Here is a 12,469-nt window from a genome sequence, read left to right as displayed (position 1 = left end):
AGGGAAAGGCGCGGTTGGATTGCCGGACTAGGATCGCTCCCAGCGGGCTCGCGCCGCCTCGACGATACGGCGGGCCGCATCGGTGGCCTGCTCTATAGTCATTTCGCTGGTGTCCAGCAAGACGGCGTCGTCCGCGGGCCGCATCGGCGAGTCGGCGCGGCCGCCGTCGCGGGCGTCGCGCTTGCGGATGTCGTCGAGGATTTCCTCGAAGGTGACCGCCTCGCCCTGGACCTTCAGCTGCTTCCAGCGGCGCCCGGCCCGGACCTCGGGCGCGGCGGTGACATAGAGCTTGGCCGGCGCCTCGGGCGCGATGACGGTGCCGATGTCGCGCCCGTCGATCACCGCCCCGCCCGGCCGACGGGCGAAGGCCTGCTGCATCTCGCGCAAGGCCAGGCGCACCGGGGTGTGGATCGCCACGCGGCTGGCGGCCTCGCCCGCCTCGCGGGTGCGGAACGCGGGGTCGCCCAGCACATCGGCGGTCAGGGCCCGGGCCACGGCGGTCACCTCGGCGACCGCGTCGAAGTCGATGCCCTTTCGCGCCGCGAGCACGCCCACCGCCCGGTAGAGCAGGCCGGAATCCAGAACCGGCATGTCGTAGGCCTCGCCCAGGCGGTGCGCGATCGTGCCCTTCCCTGAGGCGGCCGGCCCGTCGACGGCGATGACGAAGGGCTCGCTCACGCCTCCTCCAGGGTTCCGCCCAGGCCGCGCATCATCTCGACGAAGCCGGGGAAGCTGGTGGCGATCATGCCCGGCTCGTCGACGCTGACCGCACCCTCGGCGGCGAAGCCCATGACCAGGTGGCTCATCGCGATCCGGTGGTCGCCATGCGTGACCACGTGGGCCCCGCCGGCGGCCGGATGGTTGCCGCGCGCCGAGCCGACCACGATCAGCCCCTCCGGCTCTTCCTCGACCCCGATGCCGCAGGCGGCCAGGCCCGCGGCCATGAGGGCGATGCGGTCGCTCTCCTTGACCCGCATCTCGCCGATGCCGCGCATGTGGGTCGGACCGTCGGCATAGGCCGCGGCCACGGCCAGGATCGGATACTCGTCGATCATCGAGGGCGCCCGTTCGGGCGGCACCTCGACACCGCGCAGGGCCGAGTGGCGGGCGGTGACGTCGCCCACCGGCTCGCCGCCCTCGTCGCGGCGGTTCGCGATGGTCAGGTCGGCGCCCATATCGATCAGGGTGGTGAAGAGGCCGGTGCGCAGCTCGTTCAGCAGCACGCCCTCCACCGTCACCTCCGAGCCCGGGGTGATCAGGGCCGCCACCAGGGGAAAGGCGGCCGAGGACGGGTCGCCCGGAACCCGGATCTTCGTCCCCGTCAGCACCTGGCCGCCGGCCAGGCCGATATGACGCTCGCCGTCCCGGTCCTCGACATCGACTACGACCCCGAAGGCTCGCAGCATGCGCTCGGTGTGGTCGCGGGTCGGCTCGGGCTCGATCACCCTGGCCCCGCCGTCGGCGTGCAGGCCGGCCAGCAGCACCGCCGATTTCACCTGGGCCGAGGGCTCGGGCAGTCGGTAGGTGATCGCCTTCAGGCGCCCGCCCTGCAGGGTGAGCGGCAGCCGGCCGCCGGAGCGGCCCGAGAACCGCGCGCCCATCTCGATCAGGGGCTTCATCACCCGGTTCATCGGCCGGCCGCGGAGGGAGGCGTCGCCGGTGAAGGTCACCGCCAGATCGAAACCGGCGGCGGCGCCCATGATCAGCCGCACCCCGGTGCCGGCGTTGCCGCAGTCGATGATGTCCGACGGTTCGGAGAAGCCGCCCTGCCCCTCGACCCGCCAGCGTCCGTCGCCCAGCCGTTCGACGCTGGCGCCGAACGCCCGCATCGCCTGGGCGGTGCGCAGAACGTCGTCGCCTTCCAGAAGCCCCTCGATCTCGGTGACGCCTTGCGCCAGGGCGCCCAGGATGAGCGCCCGGTGGGAGATCGACTTGTCGCCTGGGGCGCGCACGCGGCCCCGCAGCGGGCCGCCGCGATGCGCGGTCAGTCCTGCCGACGTCATAGGAATGCCAAGCTCCTCGGAGTCTTGCGGGTTTCGGAAAAGGGGTTTGCTTTTGACAGCGCCGTCCGCGCGTGGCAAGGGAGCCGGCTTCATTTGAACCCCTGTCCAGAGGCCCGCCCTTGGCCAATCCCGAACTGGGTGCAAAACAGCTTTGCCCCAACTGCCAAGCGAAATTCTACGACCTGACCCGTCGCCCGGCTCACTGCCCCAAGTGCGACCACGAATTCGACCCTGACGAAGCCGTCCGTAATCGCCGTGTCCGCGCCCGCGCCGCGCCGGTCGATCACGACGCCGAGGAGGCCGAAGATCAAGTCCGCGCCAAGGCCGAGGCTGAAGACGAGGAAGAGGAGGACGAAGTCGTCACCCCCGAACTCGACGAGGCGGTGGCCGACGTTCCCCTGATCTCCGACGACGACGACGAGGCGCCTGACGCCGCGCCGGAAGACCAGCTCTCGGAGTTCACCGAGGACGACGACCTCGAGGACGAGGACGACGCCGACGTGCCGTTCCTGGAAGACGAGGACGAGGACGATTTCGACGACACCGAAATCGAAGGTCTGCCCGGCGAGGGCGACGACGACCGCTAGGATTTCAGGCGCGACAACCCGCCCGGAAAAAAAGCCTTCCGGGCGGGTTGATCGCGCCAAACTCTCAGACTAGGTTCCGCGCCTCTTCGGCGGGGACCCCGCCAGAGACCCGAGACCTCGGGGCTATAGCTCAGCTGGTAGAGCGCTTGAATGGCATTCAAGAGGTCAGCGGTTCGACTCCGCTTAGCTCCACCATGGAGGCCCGCAGTGAAAGCTGCGGGCCTTCGCCTTTTCCGGCGCGGGCTTCGGATCACGATCCAAGCCACCACCATGACAAGTCCGACGGCAGGTCTGCGTTCACATCGCTATGACCGTCGCCGCTTTCCTTTGCGCTGAGCTGGACCGTCGCGGTAGCCACTCCGGATGACCGTTCCGATACGACCGCGCGCCGCCTCGATGCTCCGGGACTTCCTGCGCAGCGAGTCAGCGGGGGGGCTGGTGCTGATGGCGACAGCCGCCGCCGCCCTCGTCGTCGCCAACTCGCCCTTGGCCGAGGCCTACTTTTCGACCCTGCACATGCCGCTCGCCGGGCTGGACCTGCTGCACTGGATCAACGACGGCCTGATGGCGATCTTCTTCCTGCTGGTGGGACTGGAGATCAAACGCGAGATGCTCGACGGGGAGCTCTCCACCTGGTCGCGCCGCGCCCTCCCCGGCTTCGCCGCTGTCGGAGGCATGATCGTCCCAGCCCTGATCTACGTGGGGATCAACGCCGGATCGCCGGAAACCCTTCGCGGCTGGGCGATCCCCGCGGCCACAGACATCGCCTTCGCCTTGGGCGTGCTGTCGCTGCTCGGCAAGCGCGTGCCGATTTCGCTCAAGGTCTTTCTCGCGGCCCTGGCGATCCTGGATGACCTGGGGGCGGTGCTGATCATCGCCTTCTTCTACACCGACGACCTGTCTCCCGTGTTCCTCGGCCTGTCGGCCCTGACGCTGGGCGGCCTGATCGCCTTGAACCGGCTCAAGGTGACGCGACTGACGCCTTATCTGGCCCTGGGGGCGGTGCTCTGGTGGCTGGTGCTCAAGTCCGGGGTGCATGCGACGCTTGCCGGGGTGGCGCTGGCCCTCACCATACCCATGCGCGCCACGCCCGCCGCACCGGAAGCCCGGGACTCTGCCTTGCATCGGCTGGAGCACGCGATCGCGCCGTGGGTGGCCTTCCTCGTGGTGCCGATCTTCGGTTTCGCCAACGCCGGCGTTTCCTTCGCGGGCATGAGCCTCTCGGCGCTCGCCGCGCCGGTCCCGCTCGGCGTCGCCGCCGGCCTCTTCCTCGGCAAGCAGATCGGGGTTTTCGCCGCGTCCTGGATCGTGGTTCGGCTGAACCTCGCCGACCTGCCGGCTCACGCCACCTGGCGGCAGGTCTACGGCGTCTCGTTGCTTTGCGGGATCGGCTTCACCATGAGCCTGTTCATCGGTCTGCTGGCGTTCAAGGCGCCGGAACTGCAGGACGCGGTGAAGCTAGGCGTGCTGGCCGGTTCGGGGCTTGCGGGTCTGGCGGGCTCGGCGGTGCTGGCGGGAGCCAAGCGTGAGCAGACACCGACCGCGAGCCGTTGAAATCGGTGGGCCGACGCACCAGATAGGGCCTAACCGGGGCGTCGCGCCGATTGCGGGCGAGGTTCCGGGGAGTCGCTTGGAGCGAGGACTCTGGAATGAATCGGTCGATCGTATTCGACAGCCCTTTCCTGCTGGGCTTCGATCACACCCGTAGCCTGATCGAGCGTGCGGCCAAGGCCGCGGCCGAGAGCTATCCCCCCTACAACGTGGAGGATCGCGGCGACGGGGCCCTGCGCATCACCTTGGCCGTGGCCGGGTTCACGCCCGACCAGCTCCACGTGACGGTGGAGGACCGCCAGCTGATCGTGGCCGGCAAGCGCGAAGGCGCGGGCGAGGAGGCCTATCTGCATCGCGGCATCGCGGCGCGGGGCTTCATCCGCAATTTCGTCCTCGCCGACGGCATGATGGTGGAGGGCGCCCTGCTGGAGCACGGCCTGCTTCATATCGACCTAACCCGACCGGAACCTGAACGGCTGGTTCAGAGGATTCCCATCCGCACCGGCGGATAATCCAGCCCAGCTAGGACGATCGGCTGAACCTGCGGTCGTCGGATGCGTTGAGTTTTACGGAGGTGGTCATGATGACGCCGAATCTTACGACCGAAGCTTTTGCCGCTCTTGGCGGACCCGATCTCGTCTATGTCCGGCCGATCAAGGCCGCCGAGATCATCGCCTCGACCCCAGCGGCCCAGATCCAGGGCTTCGATCTCGATCCCAACCAGACCCTCTACGCGGTCCACCGGGCTGACGGCGAACGTCTGGCTGTGCTGACCGACAAGGAATCCGCCGTCGCCGCCGCCCTTGCCCACGAACTGGCGCCGGTCTCGGTCCACTAGGTCGTTGGGCGCCGCTCATCCCCGCCGCGAGGCGGGGACTTGAGCGCATTCACGCGGCCGCGGACGGCCGCTCCTGCACAAGCAAGGCATGGATGGCGTCGGGCGTGCGCGCCTTGCGCAGATGATCGCGCAGGTCGCCCTGGCGCAGCAGGCGCGAGACCCGCGCGAGCGCCCGCAGGTGCTCGGTCGAGGCGTTCGGCGGGGCGAACAGCGCGAAGATCAGATCCACCGGCTGGTCGTCCACAGCATCAAAGTCCACCGGGGTGTCGAGGCGGATGAACACGCCGCGCATGCGGGTGAGGCCTTCCAGCCGCGCGTGCGGCGCGGCGACGCCGTAGCCCACTCCGGTGGAGCCCGCGAGCTCGCGATCAGCCAGAGCGTCGAGGATCACCCCGGCGTCGATGCCGAAGTTGCGGGACGCGACCTCAGCCACCAGAGCCAGGACTTGGCGCTTGTTCGGCGCGGAGGCTCGCGCCGCGATCGCGGCGCGGTCCAGGATATCGCCAATCTGCATAACGTGTGACGCCCAAACAAAATGGCCCCGACCACACCCCGGGATCGGAACGCCGGAAGTCCGGGGTCCTAGACCCCGGCTCCGTTCAGCGCATTCCCATTCACGGATTTCGTGCGTTCAGGGTCGATCCAGCCGATATTCCCGTCAGGCCGGCGGTACACGACGGACAAGCCGCCGTGAGCGGCGTTCCTAAACACGATTGTCTGAGACTCCGTCAAGTCCAACTCCATGACCGCGCTGGAAACGGTCATCTCGCGAACGGGCCTTTCCGTTTCCGCGATAACCATTCCCGATGGCGGCGTATGGGCGGACTGCGGCGTTTCGCCTTCGTCCCAGTCCATGTCCTCGTCGCCCTCGGGCGCTCGGATCACGAAATAGGAGGCGGTCTCCGCCTGGCGGGCGGAGGCCGCGGCGGAGTGGCTCTTCAACCGGCGCTTATAGCGCCGGATGCGAGTCTCCATCTTGGCCAGGGCGGCGTCGAAGGCCCCGTGGGCGTCTCCGCCCAGGCCATGACTTTGCAGGGCTTGGCCTGAGGCCAGCTTCACCGCGCAGTCGACTCTGAAGGAATGGCCCTCTCGGCTGACGACCACGTCCGCGGCGCCGCCGCGATCGAAGTATTTGCCGATAGAACCGGTGATTTCGTCGGTGACCCGCTCGCGCAGGGCCTCCCCGACGGCGACATGCTTGCCGGAAACAAGGACTTGCATGTGAAGAACAACGCGCCTCCGCGCGGTTGGTGTCAAGCGGCCCCGAACCAGTTCACGAGATGTCGAACGCCATCGATCACCAGGTCGGCTGCGACGAACAAAACCGCGCCGCTCACGGCCGCCAGGGCGTAGCCCAGCAAGGCGAAAACCCCATCCCGCTGGAACAGGGAGAAGCCCAGCACGCCAATCGTGAGCGCTGGCAACAGATTGCCCAGCGGGATTGGCAATATCAGCACGAAAGACAGCAGGGTGCAGATCACCCCGATGATCCGATCCCCCGCCGGCCCGAACATGAAGGTAAGCCTGGGTCGTGAAACCTGCTCGATCCGCTCCACCCAGGGGAGCAGCCGGTTGAAGGCCACATGGAGGCTGGCGCCCGTCACTTTGCGGTCGTCGATGATCCGCGGCAGCCAGAGCGTGGATATGCCCAGCGCCACCTGCGGCGACAGCAGCAGCAGCGGCGCGCCCAGGAGGGTGGATGACCCCGGTGGCAGAGGGAGCAGGTTGGGTATCGAGAAGACGAACATCAGCGCGCCGAACGCCCGGCGGCCGAACAGGTCGACGACCTCGCCCACGGACAGGCTTTCCTGCTCGCCGAGGTCGCGGAGGATCTGGGAGATCGGCTTTCGGTGATCGCCGGCGGCCAGCGTCATATTGCTTTCCAAGACTCCCAACTATCGGCTCCAAGATCGTGGCGCAGCCACAACGCGCGAGCGACGAAATGGATTTGCGCTGCTTTGCGCTGTTTACAAGCAGCCCAGCTTCGAACTATTTCGCGGCCATGCGTCGTTCGATGATCAAAAGCGCGATTAAAACCACCATGCCCGCGGGGCCTGGGGTTTGGCGCGCGCACGCCGCGTAGCACCCCCAAGGACCCCGCCGCCAGGACGGGGTCGCCGATTTCCTTCGAAGACAGGCTCCCCCTCCTCCGGCATCACTGGAGACGAGACCTGATGCTGTCCACCCTCGAAGCCCCTGCCCGCCCCGCCGGCCAGAAGCTGTTCAATGTCGCGGTCGTAGGCGCCACCGGCGCCGTCGGCGGCGAAGTGATCGGCTGCCTGGAACGCCGCCGGTTCCCGGTCCGCGACCTGCGCCTGCTGGCCTCGCCGCGTTCGGCGGGTAAGACCGTCAGCTACAACGGCCGCGAGGTCACCATCGAAGCCCTGGACGAGTCGAGCTTCGCCGGCATGGACATCGCCATCTTCGCCTCCTCCAGCGGGATCAGCCGCCAGTACGCTCCGATCGCCGCGGCGGCCGGCTGCCTGGTGGTCGACAACTCGTCGGCCTTCCGCATGCAGGACGACATCGCCCTCGTGGTGCCGGAGGTGAACGGCGAGCTGCTGGCCTCCCGTCCGGCGATCGTGGCCAATCCCAACTGCGTGGCCGCCATCGCGGTCATGGCCCTGCAGCCGCTGCACGCGCACAACAAGGTCGTCCGGGTGATCGGGGCCACCTATCAGGCCGCGTCGGGCGCCGGCGCCGCGGCCATGGCCGAGCTGGAGCAGTCCACCGCCGCCTACCTGGCCGGCGAGACCTACGCTCCGCAGGTCCTGCCGCACCCCTACGCCTTCAACCTGTTCAGTCACAACGCCGAGGTCGATCCGGCCAGCGGCTATAATGGCGAGGAGCTGAAGGCCATGGCCGAGATCCGCAAGATCATGTCGGCCCCGGAGATGCGGCTCTCCTTCACCTGCGTGCGGGTGCCGGTTCTGCGAGCCCATTCCATGTCGCTGGTGGTGGAGTTCGAGAACCCGGTGACGCCTTCCCAGGCCGAGGCGTGGCTGGCCGACGCCCCCGGCGTGCGGCTGATCAACGACCACGCCGCCAACCGCTATCCGATGCCCAACGAGGTCTCGGGCCAGGACGAGGTGGCGGTCGGCCGCATCCGCACCGACCTGTCCGACCCCACCGGCCGCACCCTGTCGATCTTCCTGGCCGGCGACCAGCTCCTGAAGGGCGCGGCGCTCAACGCGGTGCAGATCGCGGAGGTCTTGGCGCGCTAAGGCGCTTGCTCCCCGATCCATGGGGGAGGGTGACCGTCTTTGGTGGTGGATGGGGAGACGGGGCTCGGCGCTTGAGGCCGCCTCTCCACCACCCTTAGGGCCGCGCCCTAGGCGGTTTCCTTGAGCATCCGCCGACGCTCCACCGAGGAGGGGATGCGCATGGCCTCGCGGTACTTGGCGACCGTGCGCCGGGCGATGTCGACCCCGGTCTCCTTCAGGATGTCGACGATGGCGTCGTCGGAATGGACGTCGCTGTCGGTGCGCTCGGCGTCGATCAGCTGCTTGATCTTATGGCGCACGCTCTCGGCCGAATGGGCCTCGCCGCCCGAGGACGAGGCGATGGAGGAGGTGAAGAAGAACTTCAGCTCGAACATGCCGCGCGGGGTGGCCATGTACTTGTTGGAGGTCACCCGGCTGACGGTGGACTCGTGCATGCCGATGGCGTCGGCCACGGTCTTGAGGTTCAGCGGCCGCAGGTGCTCCACCCCGTAGGCCAGGAAGCCGTCCTGCTGACGGACGATCTCAGAGGCCACCTTTAGGATCGTCTTGGCGCGTTGATCGAGGCTCTTCACGAGCCAATTGGCGCTGGCCATGCAGTCGGCCACGAAGACCTTCTCCTGGTCGGTGCGCGCCGCCCCGGAGACCCGGGCGTGGTAGCGCTGGTCGACCAGCAGCTTGGGCAGGGTGTCGGTGTTGAGCTCCACGTGCCACAGGCCGGCCTGGCCCTCGCGCACGGAGACATCGGGGGCCACGGGCTGGGAGGGTTCGCCGCCGAAGGCCGCGCCCGGCCGGGGGGTCAGGGCCCGCAGCTCGGCGACCATGTCGCGCAGGTCCTCGTCGTCGACGCCGCAGGCCTTGCGCAGGGCGGTCATGTCGCGCTTGGCCAGCAGTTCGAGATTGTCCAGCAGGGCCATCATCGCAGGGTCGCAGCGGTCCAGCTCCTGGAGCTGCAGCAACAGGCATTCGCGCACGTCGCGGGCGAAGACGCCGGTGGGCTCGAATCCCTGCAGGGTCTTCAGCACCGATTCCACCATTGGCAGACCACAGCCCAGCCGCTCGGCCGCGTCGGGCAGGTCGCAGCGCAGATAGCCGCCCTCGTCGACCGAATCGATCAGTACGGTGGCCACGGCGAGCTCGGCCGGCGAGAGCCGCGCCACGGAGAGCTGGTCGTGCAGATGCTCGCCCAGGGTCTTTTCCTTGGTCAGCCGGCCCTCGAAATCGTCGCCGTCCTCGAAGCCGCCCCCGCCCGAACCGGCCTTGGACCAGTCGATGGCGCCGCCGGCGTGCTGGGCTTCGGAATCCCCCGTGGCGATCTCGCCGGGCGAGGCCTGGTCGTGGGTGATGTCCATGTGCGGCTCGGCGCCGCCGTCCGGAATCTGGTCGGTGGAGAAGTCGTCCGATTCGCGCGGCGCCTCCTCGCGATCGGGCTCGTGATCGGTCTCGTCGCGGGCCAGCAGCGGGTTGCGTTCGAGCTCGCCCTCGACATAGGCCTCGAGCTCGAGGTTCGACAATTGCAGCAGCTTGATCGCCTGCTGCAGCTGGGGGGTGATGACCAGCCCCTGGCCTTGCCGAAGTTCCAAACGCGCGCCGAGCGCCAAATCCGCCTCCTGGCCTGAATCTTGCTCAAACCTAGGGCGCCCATCACCACCGATTAGTTAACTCCCTCAAATTGGGATTGCCGCGCGGACGGCGGGGGAGCGCCGTCCGCGCGCCACTGTCACGCGGCGACCGCCTCGGGCGCGCGGAACAGCGGGGTCCAGTCATGGTCGGGATAGACGCCGGCCATCATCCGATCGACATAGGCGACCAGGTTGTCGAACCGCATGGCCCGGTCTCGGATCGGGGCGTCGAAATAGGGCGTCATCAGACCCGACAGCATGCCGAAGGCGACGGCGTCGAGGCTGGTCGGGCGCTCGCCCATCATGAAAACCTGATCGCCCAGCAGGGCCGAAAGCGCGGCGAGCGAGCGCACGCCCAGGCCTAGGATCTCGGCCTCCGAGTGGCGGCCGACCCCGACGGCGCGGATATTACCGCCGATCTCGTGCTGGATCTGCTTGCGCAGGTCCTCCTGCATCTCCGGCGGCAGGTCCTTGAAGAACATGGCCGGGCCCTTGGCGAAGTTCTCGGGCACGAGCCAGCGCACGTGGGCCATGGTCCAGGCGAAGTGGTTCTCGATCATCCGCTCGATGGCCCAGGCCTGGGCCCGCTGCACCGGGCAGAGGCCCTCGTCGAAGTCGACCCCGTACTTCCGCTCCAGGTGCAGGCGGATGAAGTGGCTGTCGGCGATCATCTCGCCGTCGTCCTCGATCCAGGGGAGCTGGCCCTTGGGCGAGCTCTCCCGCTGGGCCTCGACCCGCTCATAGGCGACCCCGGCCATCTGCAGGTGCACCTCGGTCTTGGTGACATAGGGGCTGATTTCCGGAAGTCCGAAACCGGCGCCGAAGCCGTGGAGCGTGATCATTGGGGTCCCTCCCGTGATTTGACCCCCTAGGCTTAGCGCGCGTCTGCTGCCACCATGTTGTCAGCAGCGTGGCGGCATGCTGCGGTCATGACGAAGCGGATGTCCATGCGACGCGCCGACCGGCTCTTCCAGATCATCCAGATCCTCCGCCGATCGCGCGGGCCGATCACCGCCGACAAGGTGGCCGAGGAGCTGGAGACGTCCAAGCGCACGGTCTATCGCGACATCGCCACCCTGATGGGCCAGCGGGTGCCGATCCGCGGCGAGGCCGGCATGGGCTATGTGCTGGACCAGGGGTTCGACCTGCCGCCCCTGATGCTGACGCCGGACGAGATCGAGGCGGCGGTCCTGGGCGCCCAGTGGGTGATCGGCCGCGGCGACCCGGCCCTGGCCCGCGCCGCCGAGGACCTGATCGCCAAGATCGCCGCCGCGGTGCCCGAGCGCCTGCGCCCCTATGCCCTGGAGCCGACCAGCCGGGTCCCGCCCGCCTGGATGACCGAGCCTGACCGCGTGGACATGGCCCAGGTTCGCCTGGCCATCCGCGGCGGCCGCAAGATCCACCTCAAGTACCGCGACGAGCAGGAGCGCCCGACCGAGCGGCTGATCTGGCCTATCACCGTGGGCTACATGCAGACCGTCCGCCTGCTGATCGGCTGGTGCGAGCTGCGCCAGGACTTCCGCAGCTTCCGCACCGACCGGGTGGAGGAGGCGGCCTTCCTGGAAGACCGCTACCCTGAACGTCCCGCCGCCCTGCGCGCCAAGTGGCGGGCCAGCATCCCCAACCGACCGCCGCCGCGGCCGCCGAAAGCTCCTCCTCTCCCCGCTTGAGGGGAGAGGGTAGGCTCTGCGGCGCGCTGCGGCGCAATCCGGCCTCTCAGCAGACTCAAAGCAGCGGCAAAGCCCCCTCACCCGACCCTCTCCCCCCGAGAAGACGGGGGAGGAGAGGAGGAGATCGGCACCCCGCGCCGAGAAGCGGTCGGCACGTAGAGACGCTGCGGATCGGTATTGGCGCGTCTCAAGCCTGATTTGTCCAGGCGCTGGCCCGCGCTCAGCCGAAGTGTTCGCCCAGATAGACGCGGCGGACTTCGGGGTTGTCGACGATCTCGGCGGGAGAGCCTTCGAACAGCACTTCGCCGGCGTGGATGATCGAGGCGCGGTCGATGATGTCCAGGGTCTCGCGGACATTGTGGTCGGTGATCAGGATGCCGATGCCGCGGCCCTTCAGGTAAGAGATCACCTCGCGGATGTCGGCGATAGCCAGGGGGTCGATGCCGGCGAAGGGCTCGTCCAGCAGCATGAAGGAGGGCTCGGAGGCCAGGGCCCGGGCGATCTCCACCCGGCGGCGCTCGCCCCCCGACAGCGAGATGGCCGGCGACTTGCGCAGGTGCTCGATGTGCAGCTCTTCCAGCAGTTCGGTGACCGTGGCCTTGGCGCGGGCGGCGCTGGTCTCGCGCAGCTCCACCACCGCCATGACATTCTCCTCGACGCTCATGGCGCGGAAGATCGAGGTTTCCTGCGGCAGGTAGCCCACGCCCATGCGGGCGCGCTGGTACATGGGCTGGCCGGTGATGTTCTCGCCGTCCAGATAGATCGAGCCGTAGTCGGCCGGGATCAGGCCGGTGATCATGTAGAAGCAGGTGGTCTTGCCCGCACCGTTGGGGCCCAGCAGGCCCACCACCTCCCCGCGGGCCAGCCGCAGGGAGACGCCCTTGACCACCGGACGGCCGCGGAAGGACTTGCCGATATTATCGACCACAAGTCCCTCGCCGGCGAGTTCCGGCAGGGTGGCGAAGCGTTCGGGCACC

The 12,469-nt window shown here is 68.4% G+C and carries 14 protein-coding genes and 1 tRNA gene; 7 read left to right on the top strand and 8 right to left on the bottom strand.

Annotated elements, in window-relative coordinates; translation table 11 throughout:
- Nucleotides 1-27 precede the first annotated feature (27 nt).
- Together cmk and aroA are read right to left on the bottom strand one after the other, a co-directional pair.
- Entirely contained in the window at nucleotides 28-678 is a 651-nt protein-coding gene (gene cmk, locus M9M90_RS01655) for a (d)CMP kinase (protein ID WP_254835424.1), read from the bottom strand.
- Nucleotides 675-2,003 carry a 3-phosphoshikimate 1-carboxyvinyltransferase gene (aroA, locus tag M9M90_RS01650; protein ID WP_254835423.1) on the bottom strand — a complete coding sequence of 443 codons (1,329 nt, stop codon included), beginning with the start codon at nucleotides 2,001-2,003 and terminating at the stop codon, nucleotides 675-677. Before aroA ends, cmk begins: the two co-directional genes overlap by 4 nt.
- A 119-nt stretch (nucleotides 2,004-2,122) precedes the next feature.
- Between aroA and M9M90_RS01645 the strand changes: the two genes are divergently transcribed.
- From M9M90_RS01645 to M9M90_RS01625, 5 genes are all read left to right on the top strand, one after another.
- A complete protein-coding gene (locus M9M90_RS01645) occupies nucleotides 2,123-2,590 on the top strand; it encodes a TIGR02300 family protein (RefSeq protein WP_254835422.1) in 468 nt (155 codons plus the stop codon).
- 119 nt (nucleotides 2,591-2,709) lie between these two features.
- Nucleotides 2,710-2,785 (top strand) — tRNA-Ala (locus M9M90_RS01640).
- Nucleotides 2,786-2,953: 168 nt separating this feature from the next.
- Entirely contained in the window at nucleotides 2,954-4,144 is a 1,191-nt protein-coding gene (nhaA, locus tag M9M90_RS01635; RefSeq protein WP_254835421.1) for a Na+/H+ antiporter NhaA, read from the top strand.
- A gap of 95 nt (nucleotides 4,145-4,239) precedes the next feature.
- The gene (locus tag M9M90_RS01630; protein ID WP_254835420.1) at nucleotides 4,240-4,653 is read left to right on the top strand and encodes an Hsp20 family protein; all 414 of its coding nucleotides are present in this window, start codon (nucleotides 4,240-4,242) and stop codon (nucleotides 4,651-4,653) included.
- A gap of 71 nt (nucleotides 4,654-4,724) precedes the next feature.
- A complete protein-coding gene (locus tag M9M90_RS01625) occupies nucleotides 4,725-4,979 on the top strand; it encodes a DUF1150 domain-containing protein (protein WP_254837199.1) in 255 nt (84 codons plus the stop codon).
- A 49-nt stretch (nucleotides 4,980-5,028) separates the two neighbouring features.
- Here the strand turns inward: M9M90_RS01625 and M9M90_RS01620 are convergent, their stop codons facing one another.
- The 3 genes from M9M90_RS01620 to M9M90_RS01610 form a co-directional block, all read right to left on the bottom strand.
- Complete coding sequence (locus tag M9M90_RS01620) at nucleotides 5,029-5,493, bottom strand: PTS sugar transporter subunit IIA (protein WP_254835419.1); 465 nt, start codon at nucleotides 5,491-5,493, stop codon at nucleotides 5,029-5,031.
- A 68-nt stretch (nucleotides 5,494-5,561) separates the two neighbouring features.
- On the bottom strand, nucleotides 5,562-6,200 hold the full coding sequence (hpf, locus tag M9M90_RS01615) for a ribosome hibernation-promoting factor, HPF/YfiA family (protein ID WP_254837198.1): 639 nt from the start codon (nucleotides 6,198-6,200) through the stop codon (nucleotides 5,562-5,564).
- 32 nt (nucleotides 6,201-6,232) lie between these two features.
- Nucleotides 6,233-6,853, bottom strand: coding sequence for an exopolysaccharide biosynthesis protein (locus M9M90_RS01610; protein ID WP_254835418.1), 621 nt, complete (start codon nucleotides 6,851-6,853; stop codon nucleotides 6,233-6,235).
- A gap of 300 nt (nucleotides 6,854-7,153) precedes the next feature.
- Here M9M90_RS01610 and M9M90_RS01605 point away from each other — a divergent pair, with 300 nt between their 5' ends.
- Nucleotides 7,154-8,203: an aspartate-semialdehyde dehydrogenase gene (locus M9M90_RS01605; RefSeq protein ID WP_254835417.1), complete on the top strand. Its 1,050-nt coding sequence runs from the start codon at nucleotides 7,154-7,156 to the stop codon at nucleotides 8,201-8,203.
- 107 nt (nucleotides 8,204-8,310) lie between these two features.
- Here the strand turns inward: M9M90_RS01605 and rpoN are convergent, their stop codons facing one another.
- Both rpoN and M9M90_RS01595 read right to left on the bottom strand, forming a co-directional pair.
- On the bottom strand, nucleotides 8,311-9,801 hold the full coding sequence (gene rpoN, locus M9M90_RS01600) for an RNA polymerase factor sigma-54 (protein WP_254835416.1): 1,491 nt from the start codon (nucleotides 9,799-9,801) through the stop codon (nucleotides 8,311-8,313).
- A 119-nt stretch (nucleotides 9,802-9,920) separates the two neighbouring features.
- Nucleotides 9,921-10,664: a glutathione S-transferase family protein gene (locus M9M90_RS01595; RefSeq protein ID WP_254835415.1), complete on the bottom strand. Its 744-nt coding sequence runs from the start codon at nucleotides 10,662-10,664 to the stop codon at nucleotides 9,921-9,923.
- 105 nt (nucleotides 10,665-10,769) lie between these two features.
- Between M9M90_RS01595 and M9M90_RS01590 the strand changes: the two genes are divergently transcribed.
- Nucleotides 10,770-11,492, top strand: coding sequence for a YafY family protein (locus M9M90_RS01590; RefSeq protein WP_254837197.1), 723 nt, complete (start codon nucleotides 10,770-10,772; stop codon nucleotides 11,490-11,492).
- A gap of 220 nt (nucleotides 11,493-11,712) precedes the next feature.
- Here M9M90_RS01590 and lptB read toward each other — a convergent pair whose 3' ends face one another.
- Entirely contained in the window at nucleotides 11,713-12,447 is a 735-nt protein-coding gene (gene lptB, locus M9M90_RS01585) for an LPS export ABC transporter ATP-binding protein (protein WP_254837196.1), read from the bottom strand.
- Nucleotides 12,448-12,469 lie beyond the last annotated feature (22 nt).

This window comes from Phenylobacterium sp. LH3H17, assembly GCF_024298925.1.
Classification (GTDB): Bacteria; Pseudomonadota; Alphaproteobacteria; order Caulobacterales; family Caulobacteraceae; genus Phenylobacterium.
Note: the sequence above shows the minus strand (reverse complement) of the source record. Positions and strands in the feature narration are given on the sequence as shown.